The organism is Buttiauxella sp. JUb87 (assembly GCF_004361975.1).
Taxonomy (GTDB): Bacteria; Pseudomonadota; Gammaproteobacteria; order Enterobacterales; family Enterobacteriaceae; genus Buttiauxella; species Buttiauxella ferragutiae.
Genome location: NZ_SNVY01000008.1, coordinates 24,106 through 38,458, shown reverse-complemented (window position 1 = coordinate 38,458; position 14,353 = coordinate 24,106). Strand labels below are relative to the sequence as shown.

The 14,353-nt window shown below is 48.7% G+C and carries 12 protein-coding genes and 1 pseudogene; 3 read left to right on the top strand and 10 right to left on the bottom strand.

The annotated features are described in order from the left end of the window. Positions 1-62: 62 nt before the first annotated feature. Complete coding sequence (locus tag EC843_RS20080) at positions 63-1,028, top strand: sensor domain-containing diguanylate cyclase (protein WP_064540972.1); 966 nt, start codon at positions 63-65, stop codon at positions 1,026-1,028. Positions 1,029-1,779: 751 nt separating this feature from the next. Here EC843_RS20080 and yghX read toward each other — a convergent pair. The 6 genes from yghX to EC843_RS20050 all read right to left on the bottom strand — a co-directional run bounded on the left by yghX (position 1,780) and on the right by EC843_RS20050 (position 7,777). Next, positions 1,780-2,667 (bottom strand): YghX family hydrolase, encoded by an 888-nt coding sequence (gene yghX, locus EC843_RS20075; RefSeq protein WP_133522945.1) that lies wholly within the window; start codon positions 2,665-2,667, stop codon positions 1,780-1,782. A 62-nt stretch (positions 2,668-2,729) separates the two neighbouring features. Then, positions 2,730-3,608 carry a DMT family transporter gene (locus EC843_RS20070; RefSeq protein ID WP_064540997.1) on the bottom strand — a complete coding sequence of 293 codons (879 nt, stop codon included), beginning with the start codon at positions 3,606-3,608 and terminating at the stop codon, positions 2,730-2,732. 165 nt (positions 3,609-3,773) lie between these two features. Further along, positions 3,774-5,294 (bottom strand): glutamate:gamma-aminobutyrate antiporter, encoded by a 1,521-nt coding sequence (gene gadC, locus EC843_RS20065; protein ID WP_064540976.1) that lies wholly within the window; start codon positions 5,292-5,294, stop codon positions 3,774-3,776. Between the two features lie 106 nt (positions 5,295-5,400). Beyond that, the gene (locus EC843_RS20060; RefSeq protein ID WP_064540979.1) at positions 5,401-6,798 is read right to left on the bottom strand and encodes a glutamate decarboxylase; all 1,398 of its coding nucleotides are present in this window, start codon (positions 6,796-6,798) and stop codon (positions 5,401-5,403) included. Positions 6,799-6,856: 58 nt separating this feature from the next. Continuing rightward, positions 6,857-7,159, bottom strand: a complete 303-nt coding sequence (gene hdeB / locus EC843_RS20055) for an acid-activated periplasmic chaperone HdeB (protein WP_133522944.1) — start codon at positions 7,157-7,159, stop codon at positions 6,857-6,859. Between the two features lie 3 nt (positions 7,160-7,162). Next, the gene (locus EC843_RS20050; RefSeq protein WP_133522943.1) at positions 7,163-7,777 is read right to left on the bottom strand and encodes a DUF308 domain-containing protein; all 615 of its coding nucleotides are present in this window, start codon (positions 7,775-7,777) and stop codon (positions 7,163-7,165) included. Positions 7,778-7,992: 215 nt separating this feature from the next. Between EC843_RS20050 and EC843_RS20045 the strand changes: the two genes are divergently transcribed. Further along, positions 7,993-8,655: a YfdX family protein gene (locus EC843_RS20045; protein WP_166642085.1), complete on the top strand. Its 663-nt coding sequence runs from the start codon at positions 7,993-7,995 to the stop codon at positions 8,653-8,655. Between the two features lie 157 nt (positions 8,656-8,812). On the opposite strand, the gene EC843_RS20040 is transcribed toward EC843_RS20045, so the two are convergent. The 3 genes from EC843_RS20040 to EC843_RS20030 all read right to left on the bottom strand — a co-directional run bounded on the left by EC843_RS20040 (position 8,813) and on the right by EC843_RS20030 (position 13,774). After that, positions 8,813-12,040: a transporter substrate-binding domain-containing protein gene (locus EC843_RS20040; RefSeq protein ID WP_133522995.1), complete on the bottom strand. Its 3,228-nt coding sequence runs from the start codon at positions 12,038-12,040 to the stop codon at positions 8,813-8,815. Positions 12,041-12,044: 4 nt separating this feature from the next. Further along, positions 12,045-12,659, bottom strand: coding sequence for an acid-sensing system DNA-binding response regulator EvgA (gene evgA, locus EC843_RS20035; protein WP_064540988.1), 615 nt, complete (start codon positions 12,657-12,659; stop codon positions 12,045-12,047). Between the two features lie 644 nt (positions 12,660-13,303). Next, positions 13,304-13,774 (bottom strand): hypothetical protein, encoded by a 471-nt coding sequence (locus EC843_RS20030; protein WP_243739170.1) that lies wholly within the window; start codon positions 13,772-13,774, stop codon positions 13,304-13,306. 183 nt (positions 13,775-13,957) lie between these two features. Here EC843_RS20030 and EC843_RS20025 point away from each other — a divergent pair. Then, positions 13,958-14,095, top strand: a pseudogene (locus EC843_RS20025) (SymE family type I addiction module toxin); the annotation flags it as partial. 42 nt (positions 14,096-14,137) lie between these two features. Here EC843_RS20025 and EC843_RS20020 read toward each other — a convergent pair. Then, positions 14,138-14,353: an Imm31 family immunity protein gene (locus EC843_RS20020; RefSeq protein ID WP_208111332.1), complete on the bottom strand. Its 216-nt coding sequence runs from the start codon at positions 14,351-14,353 to the stop codon at positions 14,138-14,140.

Sequence of the window (14,353 nt, the reverse complement as noted above, 5' to 3'; positions counted from 1 at the left end):
CCATATTTACAACTCATTAATAGCTGTTAAAAATGGATATTATTTGAACATAAATATGGTCAATGTCAGAAGAGATCCTCAGGCAACAGATCCAGAACCTCAAAAAGCATAATGCCCGTCTCAAGAGAATTGCGCATGACTCACGCAACAAGCTGAGTGCAACGCTCGACGGGACAGGTTTGTGCTTGTGGCAACTTGATATTAGCAGCGGCAAACTGGTTATTTTCAACCGCCGTTGGGGTTCCATGCTGGGTTATCGGCCCAAAGAACTTAGCGCTCATTTTGATGTGTGGCGTGACCATCTGCACCCTGAAGACAAAGAAATGGTGCTCGCCGCGTTTTATAACCATCTCGAAGGCAAAGCCCCCTGGTACGAAGCGCTGCACCGTATGCAGGCTAAAAATGGCACCATCACCTGGGTGCTAGACCGTGGACGAGTGACCGAATGGAGCGATGACGGTAAGCCATTGAAAGTCACCGGTACCCACATCGACATGACCAAAGAAAAGCAGTACGAGGAACAGCTGGCGAAGCTCGCCAACCACGATCCGCTCACCGGTCTTGCTAACCGCCACTCGCTGCATGCACAGTTTGATTTGTTAAAAAAACTCGGCCCGCTATCAGTGGCTTTTATCGACCTTGATGATTTCAAAAACGTTAACGATACCCTGGGGCATCGCAGCGGCGACGAAGTTCTGTTGCAGCTCAGCCAGCGGTTGTCCGAAGCCTGCCCGCCAGAAGTGACCATTGGGCGAATCGGTGGCGATGAGTTTATCCTGCTGATGCCGTGGACGCTGGAGAGTGCAGCAATCCAAACCACTGCCCAGCGCTGCCTGGATGCCGCTATCACGCCATTTGAGTTGAGCAACGGTTCGGCGACTGTCGGCGCATCAATTGGCATTAATGAGTCCTGGGCCAACGACAATTTTGCCGATGCGGTAATTCGTGCCGACGAGTCGATGTATTTGATTAAGCGCACTGGTAAGAATGGGGTGGTGCTGGGTGCGAGGGTGGTGAGTCAGGCCTAAACGCCTCTATCTTATACACCACTCACCCTGGCAATCTTGTCAGGGTGAAATCTGTAAGCCTCGCTGATTTTCCGTTCACCCGTGTATTCAGTTATCTCTTTAATCCCCGAAAACGGTGAACGTATCAAGGGGTTAACGCCAACCCCTTGATAATCCAGGCGCCCGGCAAATCAATCGCCGCTAACGCGGTAAACACCGTTTTTCACCCAACATCCGGGGTCGTTCGCGATTCGTTCCCGACGATCGCTCTCTCACGTGGCTCCCGGCCACGTGACCCCAACTGAAGGGTAAAAAACGGCGCGATTGAAGCCGGGGACAAGGTCAAAACCGTTCTGGCCTTTGACTTTGAATTTCGGGTCCGGCTTAAATCGCCTCCATTTTGACTCCAGGTGGCAGGGTCCAGCCGTCGGGAACGGCTGGAGGGCGCGATCGTCCGACAAAAATGTCAGGAACATTTTTGAACAACGCTTGCGTTGGCCACGAAGTGGTTCGGCACACGGATGTGCCGAATAAACGAATCGCAACCGACCCTGACACGGAGGCAAAATGGAGGTTTACCGCTTGCGGCGATTTATTTGCCGGGAGTCCGGGTTCTTAGGGTGGCGACGATGGCCACCCTAAGACGTTCACCGGTTCTGTGGCGACATAAATACTCAATCGCCTGGTGAACGGAACCTTCTTCGGCTCGACAGAAAACGCCCCTCAAAGATCTGTATAAGAGCCAGCTCCCTTGGGGAGAGGTCCCCCCCCTCTAAACCAAATACTGATTAAACCAGGCAATAGTCCGCGTCCACGCAAGATCCGCCGCCGCTTTGTCATAACGCGGGGTCGAATCATTGTGAAAACCGTGATTCACACCCGGATAAATATACGCTTCATAAACTTTCTGATTGGCTTTCAGCGCCGCCTCATAAGCAGGCCATCCCTCGTTAATGCGCGAATCCAGCTCCCCATAATGCAGCAATAATGGCGCTTTGATGCGCGGCACATCTTCCGCTTTTGGCTGGCGTCCGTAGAACGGAACCGCTGCAGCTAATTCCGGATACGCCACCGCCGCAGCATTAGCGACACCGCCGCCGTAACAAAAACCAGTCATCCCGACTTTCCCTGTCACCGCATCGTGGTGCATCAGGAACTCAATCGCGGCGAAGAAATCATTCATCAATTTGGTGGGATCAACCTGCGATTGCAGCTCGCGCCCCTTTTCATCATTGCCCGGATAACCGCCGACCGAACTTAAACCGTCCGGTGCCAGCGCGATAAATCCTGCCTTGGCAACACGCCGCGCCACATCTTCGATGTAGGGATTAAGCCCACGGTTTTCATGCACCACCACCACGCCAGGCACTTTACCCGCCGCTTTTGCCGGGCGCACCATATACCCCCTCACCTCGCCATGCCCTTGCGGGCTGGGGTAGCGAATATATTCAGCCACAATATCCGGGTCGGTAAATTCCACTTGCTGTGCGAAGGCATAATTTGGCGTCAGCAAAGTCCCCAGTGCCGCCGCCGCAAGCCCGCCGACCACAAATTTCCCCGCAATGTCGAGAAACTCACGTTTGCTGATTTTTCCGTGGACGTAGAAATCGAAGTATTCGAGTAATTCAGGAGGGAAATCTTTTGCGGTCAGTCTGGTCATTTGCAGGCCCTTTATCGGTAAAAGATGGATAAATAATGGCCTGCATTTGACGATTTTGTAAACTATCTGCGCGTCACGTTCACTCGCCATATCCCAAAGCACACCAGCACCAGAGCCAGGGCGTAACGCCATTCGAGAATACTTTCTTGCAAGAAGATGGCTGAAAGCACCGCACCCGATACCGGAATCAAGAAGTTAAACGGCGCAATCATTCCCACGCGGTTGTGTTTGAGCAGCAAGCTCCACAACGCAAAGGCCACGGAGGACAGCAACGCCAGATAGCCAAGAATCGCCACCGACTCCAGGCCATGAAACTCAAGCCGCCCGCCGCTTGCGTAGCCGCCAACAGTCAACACCACGCCACCGATGGCCAACTGCCAGCCTGTCATGATAGTCGGGTCGATGGTTTGCGAAATGCGCTTCCCATACAGCGAAGCGGCAGAAAGAATAAACGCTGCCAGCACCACGAAACCGTCACCCATCCAGCTAAAACTGAAGTCCATCAACTGGCTGTTGAAGTTCACCACCATCACACCGGCAAACCCCAGCACACAGCCCACCACTTTGTTAATACTGAGCTTGTCGTTTTGATAGATAAAATGCGCCAGCAGGACACTAAAGAAAGTGCCAGTGGCATTCATAATTGAGCCTTTCACGCCGGTGGTATAGGCGAGGCCAATGTAAAAGAAGATGTATTGAATGGCAGTTTGCGTGACGCCGAGCAACGCTAACTGCGAAAACTGGTGGCGGGATAAACGCGCAATCGGCTTGCCTTGCAGCATCGCGAACGCCAGCAATAAAAGCCCCGCGATGACAAAACGATAACCGGCGAAAACAATTTTGCCCGCTAAATCGTCGGTCGCTATCTGAAAAATGTCATAACCATTTTTAATTGCCGGGTAAGCACTTCCCCATAACAAGCAACAAAAAGCGGCTCCCATCCATGCGAATTTCTTATTAGTAAACAGCGAAACGTTATTACTCACGCCCCTTCCCTTACCCAAAAATAAACTGTCGTTTCAGAATCGGCCATTATCCGTTAATAGCGAAAAATAGCGATAGTGCCATCCACACTTTGCGGCAGTGCGAATGGCACGACAGTGACTTTATTTTTCAGGGTAATGCGATGGGCGAGCTTTCGGGTGAACCGCAAAGTGCCCTGCTGGAGCATTTTCCACGGTCACAGGTGTGAGATGTGGAGCCTGTCTTCTCTGCGATTTATCGCGGAACATATAAACGATAAACGGCAGAATAAACACCAGACCGAAGCAGATAATCAGCAGACCGGCATAAATATCATGGGCGCTGCTGCCAGGCAGAGAACTCGGTGGAATAAACGAAACAAAGAACGCCAGCACTGAAACCAGCAGGCCAGAACAGGCGACGACCAACTTAACGGCTTTACCGCCAGGAATCTGGAAGTCACGTGCTCTGTCACGTTGATGAAGCACCAACTGAATGTATCCGAGGAACAGCATCAGGTAGCTACACAGATAAATCACCACCGTCAGCGACAGAGCAATCAGGAATGACATATTGCTGCCGCCACCAGTATTAGTGAGGACAACCAGTGCGAGAGTAGTGATGCATAACTGGGAAATCACCAGCGCTACTGGAACACCATTTTTATTCACTTTGGCAAAACGCGAAGGCAATAAACCATCCCGTGCGGTGACTAACATGCCGCGCGATGGGCCAACAATCCACGAGGCAATCTCGGCCAACACGCCCAGCATCAACAGCGCAGCAATAGCGCGAATCGCCCACTCGTATTCAGGCCCGTAATAACTAATCAGGGTACTAAAAGCCTGCATCACGCCAGCCGAAAGGTTGATTTCATCGTGCGGGATCACGGTGGCGACAGACAACCCACCAATGGAACTCAGCACAATGGCGGCAATGACCAGCAGGAATATCGCCAGCGGGTAATCACGCGCTGGATTATTCATCTCATTGACATGGGTTGCCGAGGCTTCAACACCCATATAACTGAGCACAAACGCCACAAACACCACTAACGTGCCAATCTGCGAAAAATCAGGGAAGAAGGTCTTCTCTGACATCTCAATCGCCAGCGGTTGCCCATGATAAAGCCACGCCACAGCCAGCAGCACCAGGACAATCGCCGGGAACAAAATCCCAAAGAAGAAACCGAATTTGGCAATAATCGCGGTATAGCGTGTCCCTTTAAATTGAGTCAGCGCCAGCCCCCACAAAATAACCACCGCCGCTACAGTTCTCACCAGCGGGTCGGTATTTAACGCAGGCCAACTCAGGATGTAAGAGAGAGCACCGAGCACAAAATAGAGCATCGGGATAAAACCGATGGCGATTTGCAAATAGCTAAAAGAGATCGCCGCAAAACCCCAGCGTTCCCCGAGCGTATTGGAAACCCATGCGTACAAACCACCTTCTTGCCAGCCCTCAACTGTGGCCATTTCAGCGGCACACAGACCAACGGGAATAAACCAGAAAATCCCGCCCATCAGCAGGAAGAAAATCAGGCTAAAACCTGAAGTGGCAAAAGTGGGATATTCATAAACGGCCATCACCATTGAAGCAGTAATGGCAAAAAAACCGAGCAAAGTGAGCGACTTTGCAGGGGCACTCGTCGTTGTACTGGACATAATCCTCTCCGCATCAGCAGGTTTGAACCACCTGCCGATGTTCATTCACGATTAAATAAGAGAGCCGTAACAAACAGGCTCTCTGGTTGATTGATAAGAAAGGGGTTTATGCGTGGTTGAAGCCGCCCGCTTCCTCGGCAGTCAGCGAATGCGTGACAGGATTTTTTTCCAGTGCTGCGAGCGTGCGTTTCAGGTCGCTTATCAATAATTCGGCCAAATCGGTACTCATGCCATGGCGCACCAGAATGCGCTGCACCACTAGATCTTCGCGGTGAGTCGGCATGGAATAAGCAGGCACCTGCCAGCCACGGCTCCGTAAACGGTCAGCCAGATCGTACAGCGTGTAGCCACAATTGCGTTGGTCAGCTTTTAGCGTCCAGGTTAGTCCTGGAATGCCATTTTGCTGGTTGCCATCATAGATAACCTCGAATGGGCCGATAGCGGCGATTTCACGCGCCAGATACTGGGCGGTGTGATAACAGGCCATGTGAATTTTGCGATAACCTTCGCAACCCAGGCGCAGGAAGTTGTAATACTGAGCGACAATTTGCCCACCAGGACGTGAGAAGTTCAGCGCAAAGGTCGGCATATTGCCGCCGAGGTAGTTAACGTTAAAAACAAGTTCCTCTGGCAGATCTTGTTTTTCACGCCATACCACCCAACCGGCACCGAGCGGTGCAAGGCCGAATTTATGACCTGACGCGTTGATAGATTTCACTCGTGGCAGACGAAAATCCCAGTCGATTTCTGTGGCGCAGAATGGCGCCAGGAAGCCACCGCTGGCGGCATCAACGTGCATCGGAATATCCAGCCCTGTGCGCTCAAACAAATCATCAAGCGCATCGTGAATCTCTTTCACTGGCTCGTACTGGCAGGTGAAGGTAATCCCCAAAGTTGGCACTACGCCAATGGTGTTTTCGTCGATATATTTCAGCGCTTCTTCGGCTGTCATCATCAGACGGTTGCCTTCCAGCGGCACTTCGCGCAGCTCCACGTCAAAATAACGGGCGAATTTATGCCAGCAAATCTGCACCGGGCCGCACACCATATTTGGCTTATCGGTAGATTTTCCTGCCAGTTCACGGTGTTTGCGCCAGCGCCATTTCAGCGCCAGACCGCCCAGCATCGCGGCTTCGGAAGAACCGATAGTGGAACAGCCCATGGTGTCGGTGGCTGACGGAGAATGCCAAAGGTCCGCGAGCATGTTCACGCAACGCTGCTCTATCTCAGCAGTCTGTGGGTACTCATCTTTATCAATCATGTTTTTGTCGATGGAAAGATCCATCAGCTGGCGGATTTCGTCATCCACCCAAGTCTGGCAAAAAGTCGCCAGGTTCTGGCGGGAATTACCATCCAGCATTAATTCATCATGAATAGCATGAAAAACATTGCGTGGATTACTTTCGTTGACCGGAAATGCGTTTTTAGGCAGTGCGGTAGATAACTCTATCGAAGCATAAACATCGTCATTTTCATTTTCGACTGGCTGAATAAGTGTGGTCATAATAAATCCTCTATGGGTATCACTTAAGTTGATAATTCAATTAAGAGTGAATATGGAATTACTTAGCGCTTTGGGTCAGCTCACCTAATTTAGCTTTCGGTGTTTTTTGACACTGTTTAAAAATCCTGGGTACTGACACGGTTTCGACTTCATGCCAATGGATATAATCGCCACCTTTAAAATCTGTATTTCTATTCACTACCCAAAAGGCGACTGGGGTCATAGATTTAGGATTCATATCCATAAACTCCTGGCAGGTCATATTTTGTGGTGTCGTTTCCTGAGTAGCGAAAGCACTATTCATAGTGGCTGAAAAAGCGGCAGCAGCAATAATTACCGAGACATAGGCTTTAATATTCATCATTTACTCCACTGTTTTTGGTGTATCGTTAAGGTTCAATTTCTTGTGCTTCGCTGGCGTCAAATTCCTGCGCAGCGCGATAAATCCAGCAGCGCTGAAGATCATCTCCACGCCAATGAAAGCGGTGGTAAATAAATAGGATTGTTCAGGGTTCAAACTGAGCCAGACAACGGCAATCAGCAGGTCTAAAACACCGATAATAATGTTGGTGATCGCCCCCGCGTTACCACGCATAGTGAAGCCGGAAACGATGCGTGAAACCCCGCCAACAATGAAGAAACAGCTAAATACCAGCGACAGTGACGTCATGCCAATCAGAGGATGGATGACAAAACTGAAGCCCAACAACAGCCAGGCTAAGGCAAATATCACGCTGACAAATTTAGAACGCCAGTGGCGTGAACGAAATACCACCAGACTATAAAGAGTATAAAAACCGCAAACCATAAACATCATGCCGATGATATAGCTGAGGTACATCCCGGCCATAAAAGGATAAATAAGACAGCAGGTACCACAAATAAACAGTAGCACCGCCATCACCAGCGCATGTTTTCTATAATGAAGACATGAAGCCTCACTCAGTGCTTTCAGTCGATATTGATTAAATATAAACATTTTATTTCCGCCATATCGTTATTGACCAACTAGTTATTGGTTAAAATAGTAAGGCCAGCTAGCAAACGGAGTAAATAAGAGTGAACCCCTATCTTCATACGCTCAATCTGACGTCTGACTCAATAATCTGACAAGTGTCAGACAGCTCCTGCAATATTCATTCCGCGCTCTGATTTTCATTCGTTTTGTTATTTCCTATTCTGTCTGGGTTGGTGATTAACACCCATTTTATTAAGGAGACGATAATGAAAAAATTAATTCTGGCAGGCGTACTGGCAACCATGATGAGTTCTGCACCGGTATTCGCTGCAACAGCAACGACTCCAGCACAAACTGCTGCGGCCACTGCACAAATCCAAAAAGAAGCGGCTGATGTGATGCAGGTTGCCGTTCAGGGCGCGAATGCCATGCGTGATATTCAGCTTGCTCGCCTGGCGCTGTTCCACGGCGAACCGGCCAGTGCTAAAAAACTGACTGATGACGCAGCAACACTGCTAAAAGATGACAGCATCGACTGGAAGAAATTTGTCAAAACCGACGCCAAAGCGAAGATGATTGACGACCAGTACGTCATCATTAACGCCACAGTTGCCCTGTCTGAAGACTATGTTGCGACTCCAGCAAAAGAGAGTGCGATCAAATCTGCCAATGAAAAACTGGCTAAAGGCGATAAAAAAGGTGCGATGGACACTTTACGTCTGGCGGGGATTGGCGTGATGGAAAATCAATATCTGATGCCACTGAACCAGACCCGCAAAGCGGTAGCTCAGGCACAAAAAATGCTGGCAGATGGTAAATACTACGAAGCGAATCTGGTACTGAAGGGTGCTGAAGACGGCATCGTTGTTGATAGCGAAATGTTCGCTGCCAGCAACTAAAATTATCGTGCTGGATGTCGGATGACGCTGCGCTTATCCGACCTACAAAAGCTGTATTTGTATTATCGTGCTGGATGACGCTGCGCTTATCTGACCTACGATTTCGGTTCCAGTTCCGGTTTCGTAGGGGGATAAGCGCCAGCGTCATCCACCATTTTTAGTGGCTTATCAAACTATCAATCTCCACGTCAATTTCCTGCATGACTGCCGTAATTTTTTCTAACGCTTGCTGGCGCTCCTCAAGTGGTAACGAACTATGACGACGTGATTCGAAAGGTTCACACAACGCCTGAAGTGCGGTGATTTCCAGAATCTGTGCCGAACCATGCAAACGATGCAACGCATGCAAAAACATTTGCGGTTCATCCTGCTCTATTGAACGCACTGCGGCCTGTAAATCATTGGCTGAAGCTTCGCGGAAGGTTTCCAGAATCTCATTCATCAACTTCCTGTCCCCCCCAGTATTCTCGGTCAGAATGCTCAGCTTCAAATGTCGTGTAGTACACAGCGATGTGCGCCCGCTATCGAGTTTGCTCAACTCGTGAGTCAGCGTCTGAATCGAAACCGGTTTAAACAGGCACTGATTCATACCGCTTTGCAGGCATTGATCGCGTGATTGCGAAAGCGCACTGGCGGTCAGCCCCCAGATTTGCAGCCGCATATTCTGGCGACGCAAAGATGCCGTCAGCGCCAGCCCATCTTTTTTTGGCATGTTCAGGTCAGTTATCAACAAATCGTACGCGTTATTGGCGATTTTCGCTTCCGCCTCCTCACCGTCGCAGGCTTCATCCACGTTGTAACCAATGGCATTCAGCTGGCGTTTTAACAACAGGCGATTCGTCGGGTTATCGTCCGCAATCAGAATCGACAAACGCGGTAATGGCGATAATGCGGCCGGGGTGTTATGGGTCGGCGTAAGCCTCTTCTGTGCAGTTTCAACCAGCAACGTAATCGTGAAAGTGGTGCCCTGCGACTGCTGGCTACTGAGTTCCAGCGTGCCGCCCATCAGCGTCACCAGCTCTTTGCAGATAACCAGCCCCAGTCCGGAGCCTGTCTGTTTACGCCCCTGGCCTGCCTGAACGTAACGGTGGAATAGTGTCTCCTGCTCTTCGGCACTAATCCCGCATCCGGTGTCGCTGACCGTCACCACCAGAGTCCCATGCTTATCCTCAACTTCTGTCAGACGGGATAAGACCTCAATATGCCCTTTTTCGGTAAACTTCAGCGCGTTGCCGACCAGATTGGTGAGAATTTGCCGCCAGGCTTGTGGATCAATCAGCACCTGAGCGTCCGCCGCCAGATGGCTGATACAACGCAACTCAACACCTTTCTGCCTGGCCAGCGCGTCAAATGAGTGGCACTGTAGATTGATAAGCTGTGATAAATCAGTCCATTGCGGTGCTATCTGGTATTTACCAGACTCAATTTTATCGACATCAAGAATCTTGCCGATCAACCCCAGCAGCGATTGTGCAGTTGCCCCTGCCAGTGCTATCGCTTCTTTGCGTTGACTGGCGTTGAGATCCGAGCTCGACAGCAATTCTAAAAAGCCCACAATCGAACTCACCGGGGTACGCAGCTCATGGCTCATACTCGCCAGGAAACGGCTTTTCGCTTTAGTGGCCTGAATCGCTTTATCTTTCTCGGCCTCCAGCTCATGGGAGAGCGTCTCTTTAAGCTGCAATTCTTCTTCGAGTTGCCGTTGCGACTGTTTTCTTTTGCGCACTTCACGCGACAGCGACAGCCCCCAGCCAAGGCTAATGGCTATCAGCACCATCGCGAAGACCACCAGTTGATAGAACTGCTTGCTGTACAGGTTCCAGGTATCTTTCTGTACGCTGGAAATTTTCGACCACTTTTCCGTCATTTGCAGAATGTCGCGCGGAGGAATCGCTTGCAGCGACTGACTGATAATCGACTTCAGTTCGGGTTCATCGGAGGCTATCGCAAAACTCAGCGAACCGCTCGGCATCCCCGGCAGGCGCATGTAGTACATATTTTGCGGGTAATAATGGTCAATCATGTAACGGGCGGATAGCTCGGTGGTAATCGCCGCATCGACCTTACCCTCCTCGACCATTTTCATTGCCTCACCGACATTTTCCGTTTCAACCAGAGTCGCCAGCGGGTATCGCTGATGTAAATCAGCAACCAAAACATCCCCCAGCGCTACGGCAATGCGCAGTGGTTTGGTCAGCAAGCGGTCAGCATTTTCGTGATGCGCGGTGACAATAACGAACGAGAGGCTCATCAACTGATCGCTAAGCGAGGTGTTCTGCGGCGTATTATTCAGCGTGGTGGCGGGGATCATGTCCCACTGCTCTGGTGCCTTTTTTGGGTCGGAACTCATCATCACCGGCTGAAATTCAAGACCGGTTTGCAGCTGAATAATATTGAGTAAATCAGCCATGATTCCGCGTAACTCGCCTTCCTTGTCGATCAGCGTAAACGGTGGATAGTTGGGATTAATGAGCACTTTGACAGTGCGGTGCTTATCCAGCCAGTTTTGCTCTTCCTGGCTAAATGGGCCAGGTGAATTCAGATAGGAAAGATTGCCGCGGTTTAGCCAGTTCTGCATCATCCGCATATGGGTTTCATTGCTGATTGAGGCAATAAAACGTTCAAGGATATTTCGCAACAGCGGCTGACGGTTGCTGGTAATAAAGTAATTGTATTGTTCTTGCTTGTTAAAATAGTGGGTAATCACCAGCGATTGTGAAAAGTATTTAGAAATACAATTCCCGGTAGTCACGTTATTACCAATAAAATATTGGTTTTTACCGGACACCACCGATGACATCGCCTGGTAGTCATTATCGTAATAAGTCATTCTGGCATTCGGGAACGCCACCTTAACAACATCGGCAAACGAGCAATCGCGCACGCAAGCAACAGTCACCTCTTTGCTGGTTTTTAGCGGCAGCAAAGTGTTTTTAAGTGACGTCACCAGTGTCGGCCAGGTTTTGATCAACGCAGACGTTGTCAGCAAAGAACTCGGCGTTTCTTTGTGGGCAGTTAACTGAGTCAGCAGCGTATCGACTTCGTTTTTCGACAGTGCCGCAAGAGCCTCTTTCTCGCTATCATATTGTTTAATAATAATTTTAATATGCAGATTTTTCTGCAGAAGAGCCAGGTAATCGGCATTAACACCCTGATATATCCCCCCAGTACTTTCATAATCAATAGGGGAAACTTCCGGCAACCAGGTGCCGACAGTCAGCGTTTTTTTGCGCTCGAGCCATAACCTGTCTTCTGTACTTAACCGAATATCCAGCACCGCAGGCTGGTAATTACTTTTAAGCTCAATAACCTGTGTGGCGCCAGAAGAAGAAAAACTACTCAGGCAAAAAAACATCATCAAATAAATAAACCAACGAGACTGCATCTTATTAGCCAATTTTATTTCTTTGCGCATAATCATAGAGTTCCATTAATGATGAGCAATCTAACTTTTCCATTAAACGGGTTTTATAAGTACTTACCGTTTTATTACTGATATTCATTTTGTGGGCAATAGTGGTGTAATCAATGCCGTTGAGAATGTAGCGTAAAACCTTCATTTCCTGAGTCGATAAAGTATCCAGTTTATCTTGTTCAGTGAGGGTCACACCGCTAAAACGCTCAACAGAGAAAGGAAAATAGCTATAACCATTTTTTGCCGCTTCAATAGCCGCCAGAATATTATTCATACCCTCTTTTTTACTAACAAAACCATTCGCGCCGTACTCGGCACTGCGCTTGCCGTAGAACAACTCATTTTTGGCAGAGATGATAATAATAATACCGACGTAGTGGCGTTTGCGGAGTTGCTCCAGCACTTCGATACCGCTAAGACCGGGAATGTCTACATCGATGATCAGCAGTTCCGGTTTGAGTTTCTCTACGGTTTGCACCACATGCTCGCCACTGTCGAGTTCAGTGGTGACGGTGATGCCGTTGGTATCGAGCAAGTTGCGTATAGCAATCCGCGCCAATGGGTGATCGTCAACGATTATCGCGTTCATTGCGTGAGTCAATCCTGATGTAAAAAGGAATAATATTTAAGCCGGAAGAACAGATGTGGTTGTTATATTATTATTTTTCGAGATGAATCTGGAGCGGGTTAAATTCTAACATATCTGATTTGGGTGTTATTAAATATTTACAGTCAGAGTCGATAGTGCCAAAAAATGATTTAGATCATATTTTGACTACACGTGTAGGAATAGGAGTTCAATTATTAAGGAAATATCTTAATGATTTTATAAATACGTTCTTTATAAATGATGGGGGAATGTTTGACCCAAAAACAACTGGCAACACAATTAGGGTTAGCTCAACAGGCCATACCACATTATGAGAATGAAATCTGAGATTATCAGTTTCATTATTGGCTGATCTATCTGAAGCTTTAGGGGGATCAATCAATGAGTTATTTGGATTAGAGGGATAGTGAAAAAGAAGGCGCAGAAGGACTTTTCGCGGGTCGGAACGCCAGGTTTGAGATGTCATGGTTAGATGCCCGTTTGTACAGGCGCACGTCTAAGTTAGCAGGACGGGTCTGTTGGCAAAATACGGCACTAAATTGACGCTTACGGATAGCAAGGATAAATTTATGTACTAGCTTAAAAGGGAAGCTAGCTCCCCTTTTAAAATATGATTAGATGATTTATTTCTTAAGCAAGCGCGGTAACTGATTATTAAGCTCAAGCAAACAACTGCTCATATACTTTTCTGTCTCGGCAGTGACGCGAGCATAATTATTGGCTCGCCAATCCGATAGCTTCGCTTCTACAGGCGCTGGAGAACATTCCGCTACAGTAAAGGCGGAAAACATATTGCCATCTTCAGGGCGCTTATAAAAAATCAGTTTGTATTTCAGTTGATAGGCCGGATCGGTCGCCGCCACATCGTTATAAATCAGTGCCCATGTTGCATGACCAATATAAAGCGGATTCTTGTAAGTATACCCATTACCATTGTCCGCCAGCCACTGGCTGATATTCTGCTTCGCTTTCGGCGTAAACCAGGCATCCGTTGGATTGATCAACGCATCGATAGTATTACCTTTGTAGTTCTCTTTATCAAAATCACCGCTATTGATATTTCCCGTAAGCGCCCCTAACACAGCAATTCCCATCCCCATCGTGGCATGCGTCGGCGTGACCTCGCGTAACTTGTTATCGGCAATACGGTTTTTATTAAGATCTGCAAGTGCTGGTACGCTGAGGATAATCAGATTGGTTTCTCGATTAACTAGTCGTTTTCTATAATGTTGTTAAAGAACATGATGCTGTTTCGCTAAGAAGGCCGCAGAATCCATATGAGCCGTTTTTACAGACGCCACCCCAGCCTGCACCTGAAGGGCGACTGGCTAAAAGAGGCGGGGTTTGGGACGGATACGCCGGTTATTGTCGCTGTGGAGCAGGGGCAATTGGTTATCCGGCCTGTGGTTGAGTAGCAGATAGAACGATCCCGGCTTGCTGGCCGGGATCTTCTTTGATTAGTAGAAATCTTCTCTTTTAAAAACGACGCCAGTAGGCACGAGATCATCTTTTTCAAAATAAACTGTATTTTCTTTATCATGAAGGATCACTGCGTATCCATAGATAACCCCATCCTCTTCACTGATCCCCAAAACAACACCTTTACGGCCAACATATTTACTGTTTTTCGCATCAGGAACAACCTGAACCTCTTGGTAGAAATCAATTTTCAT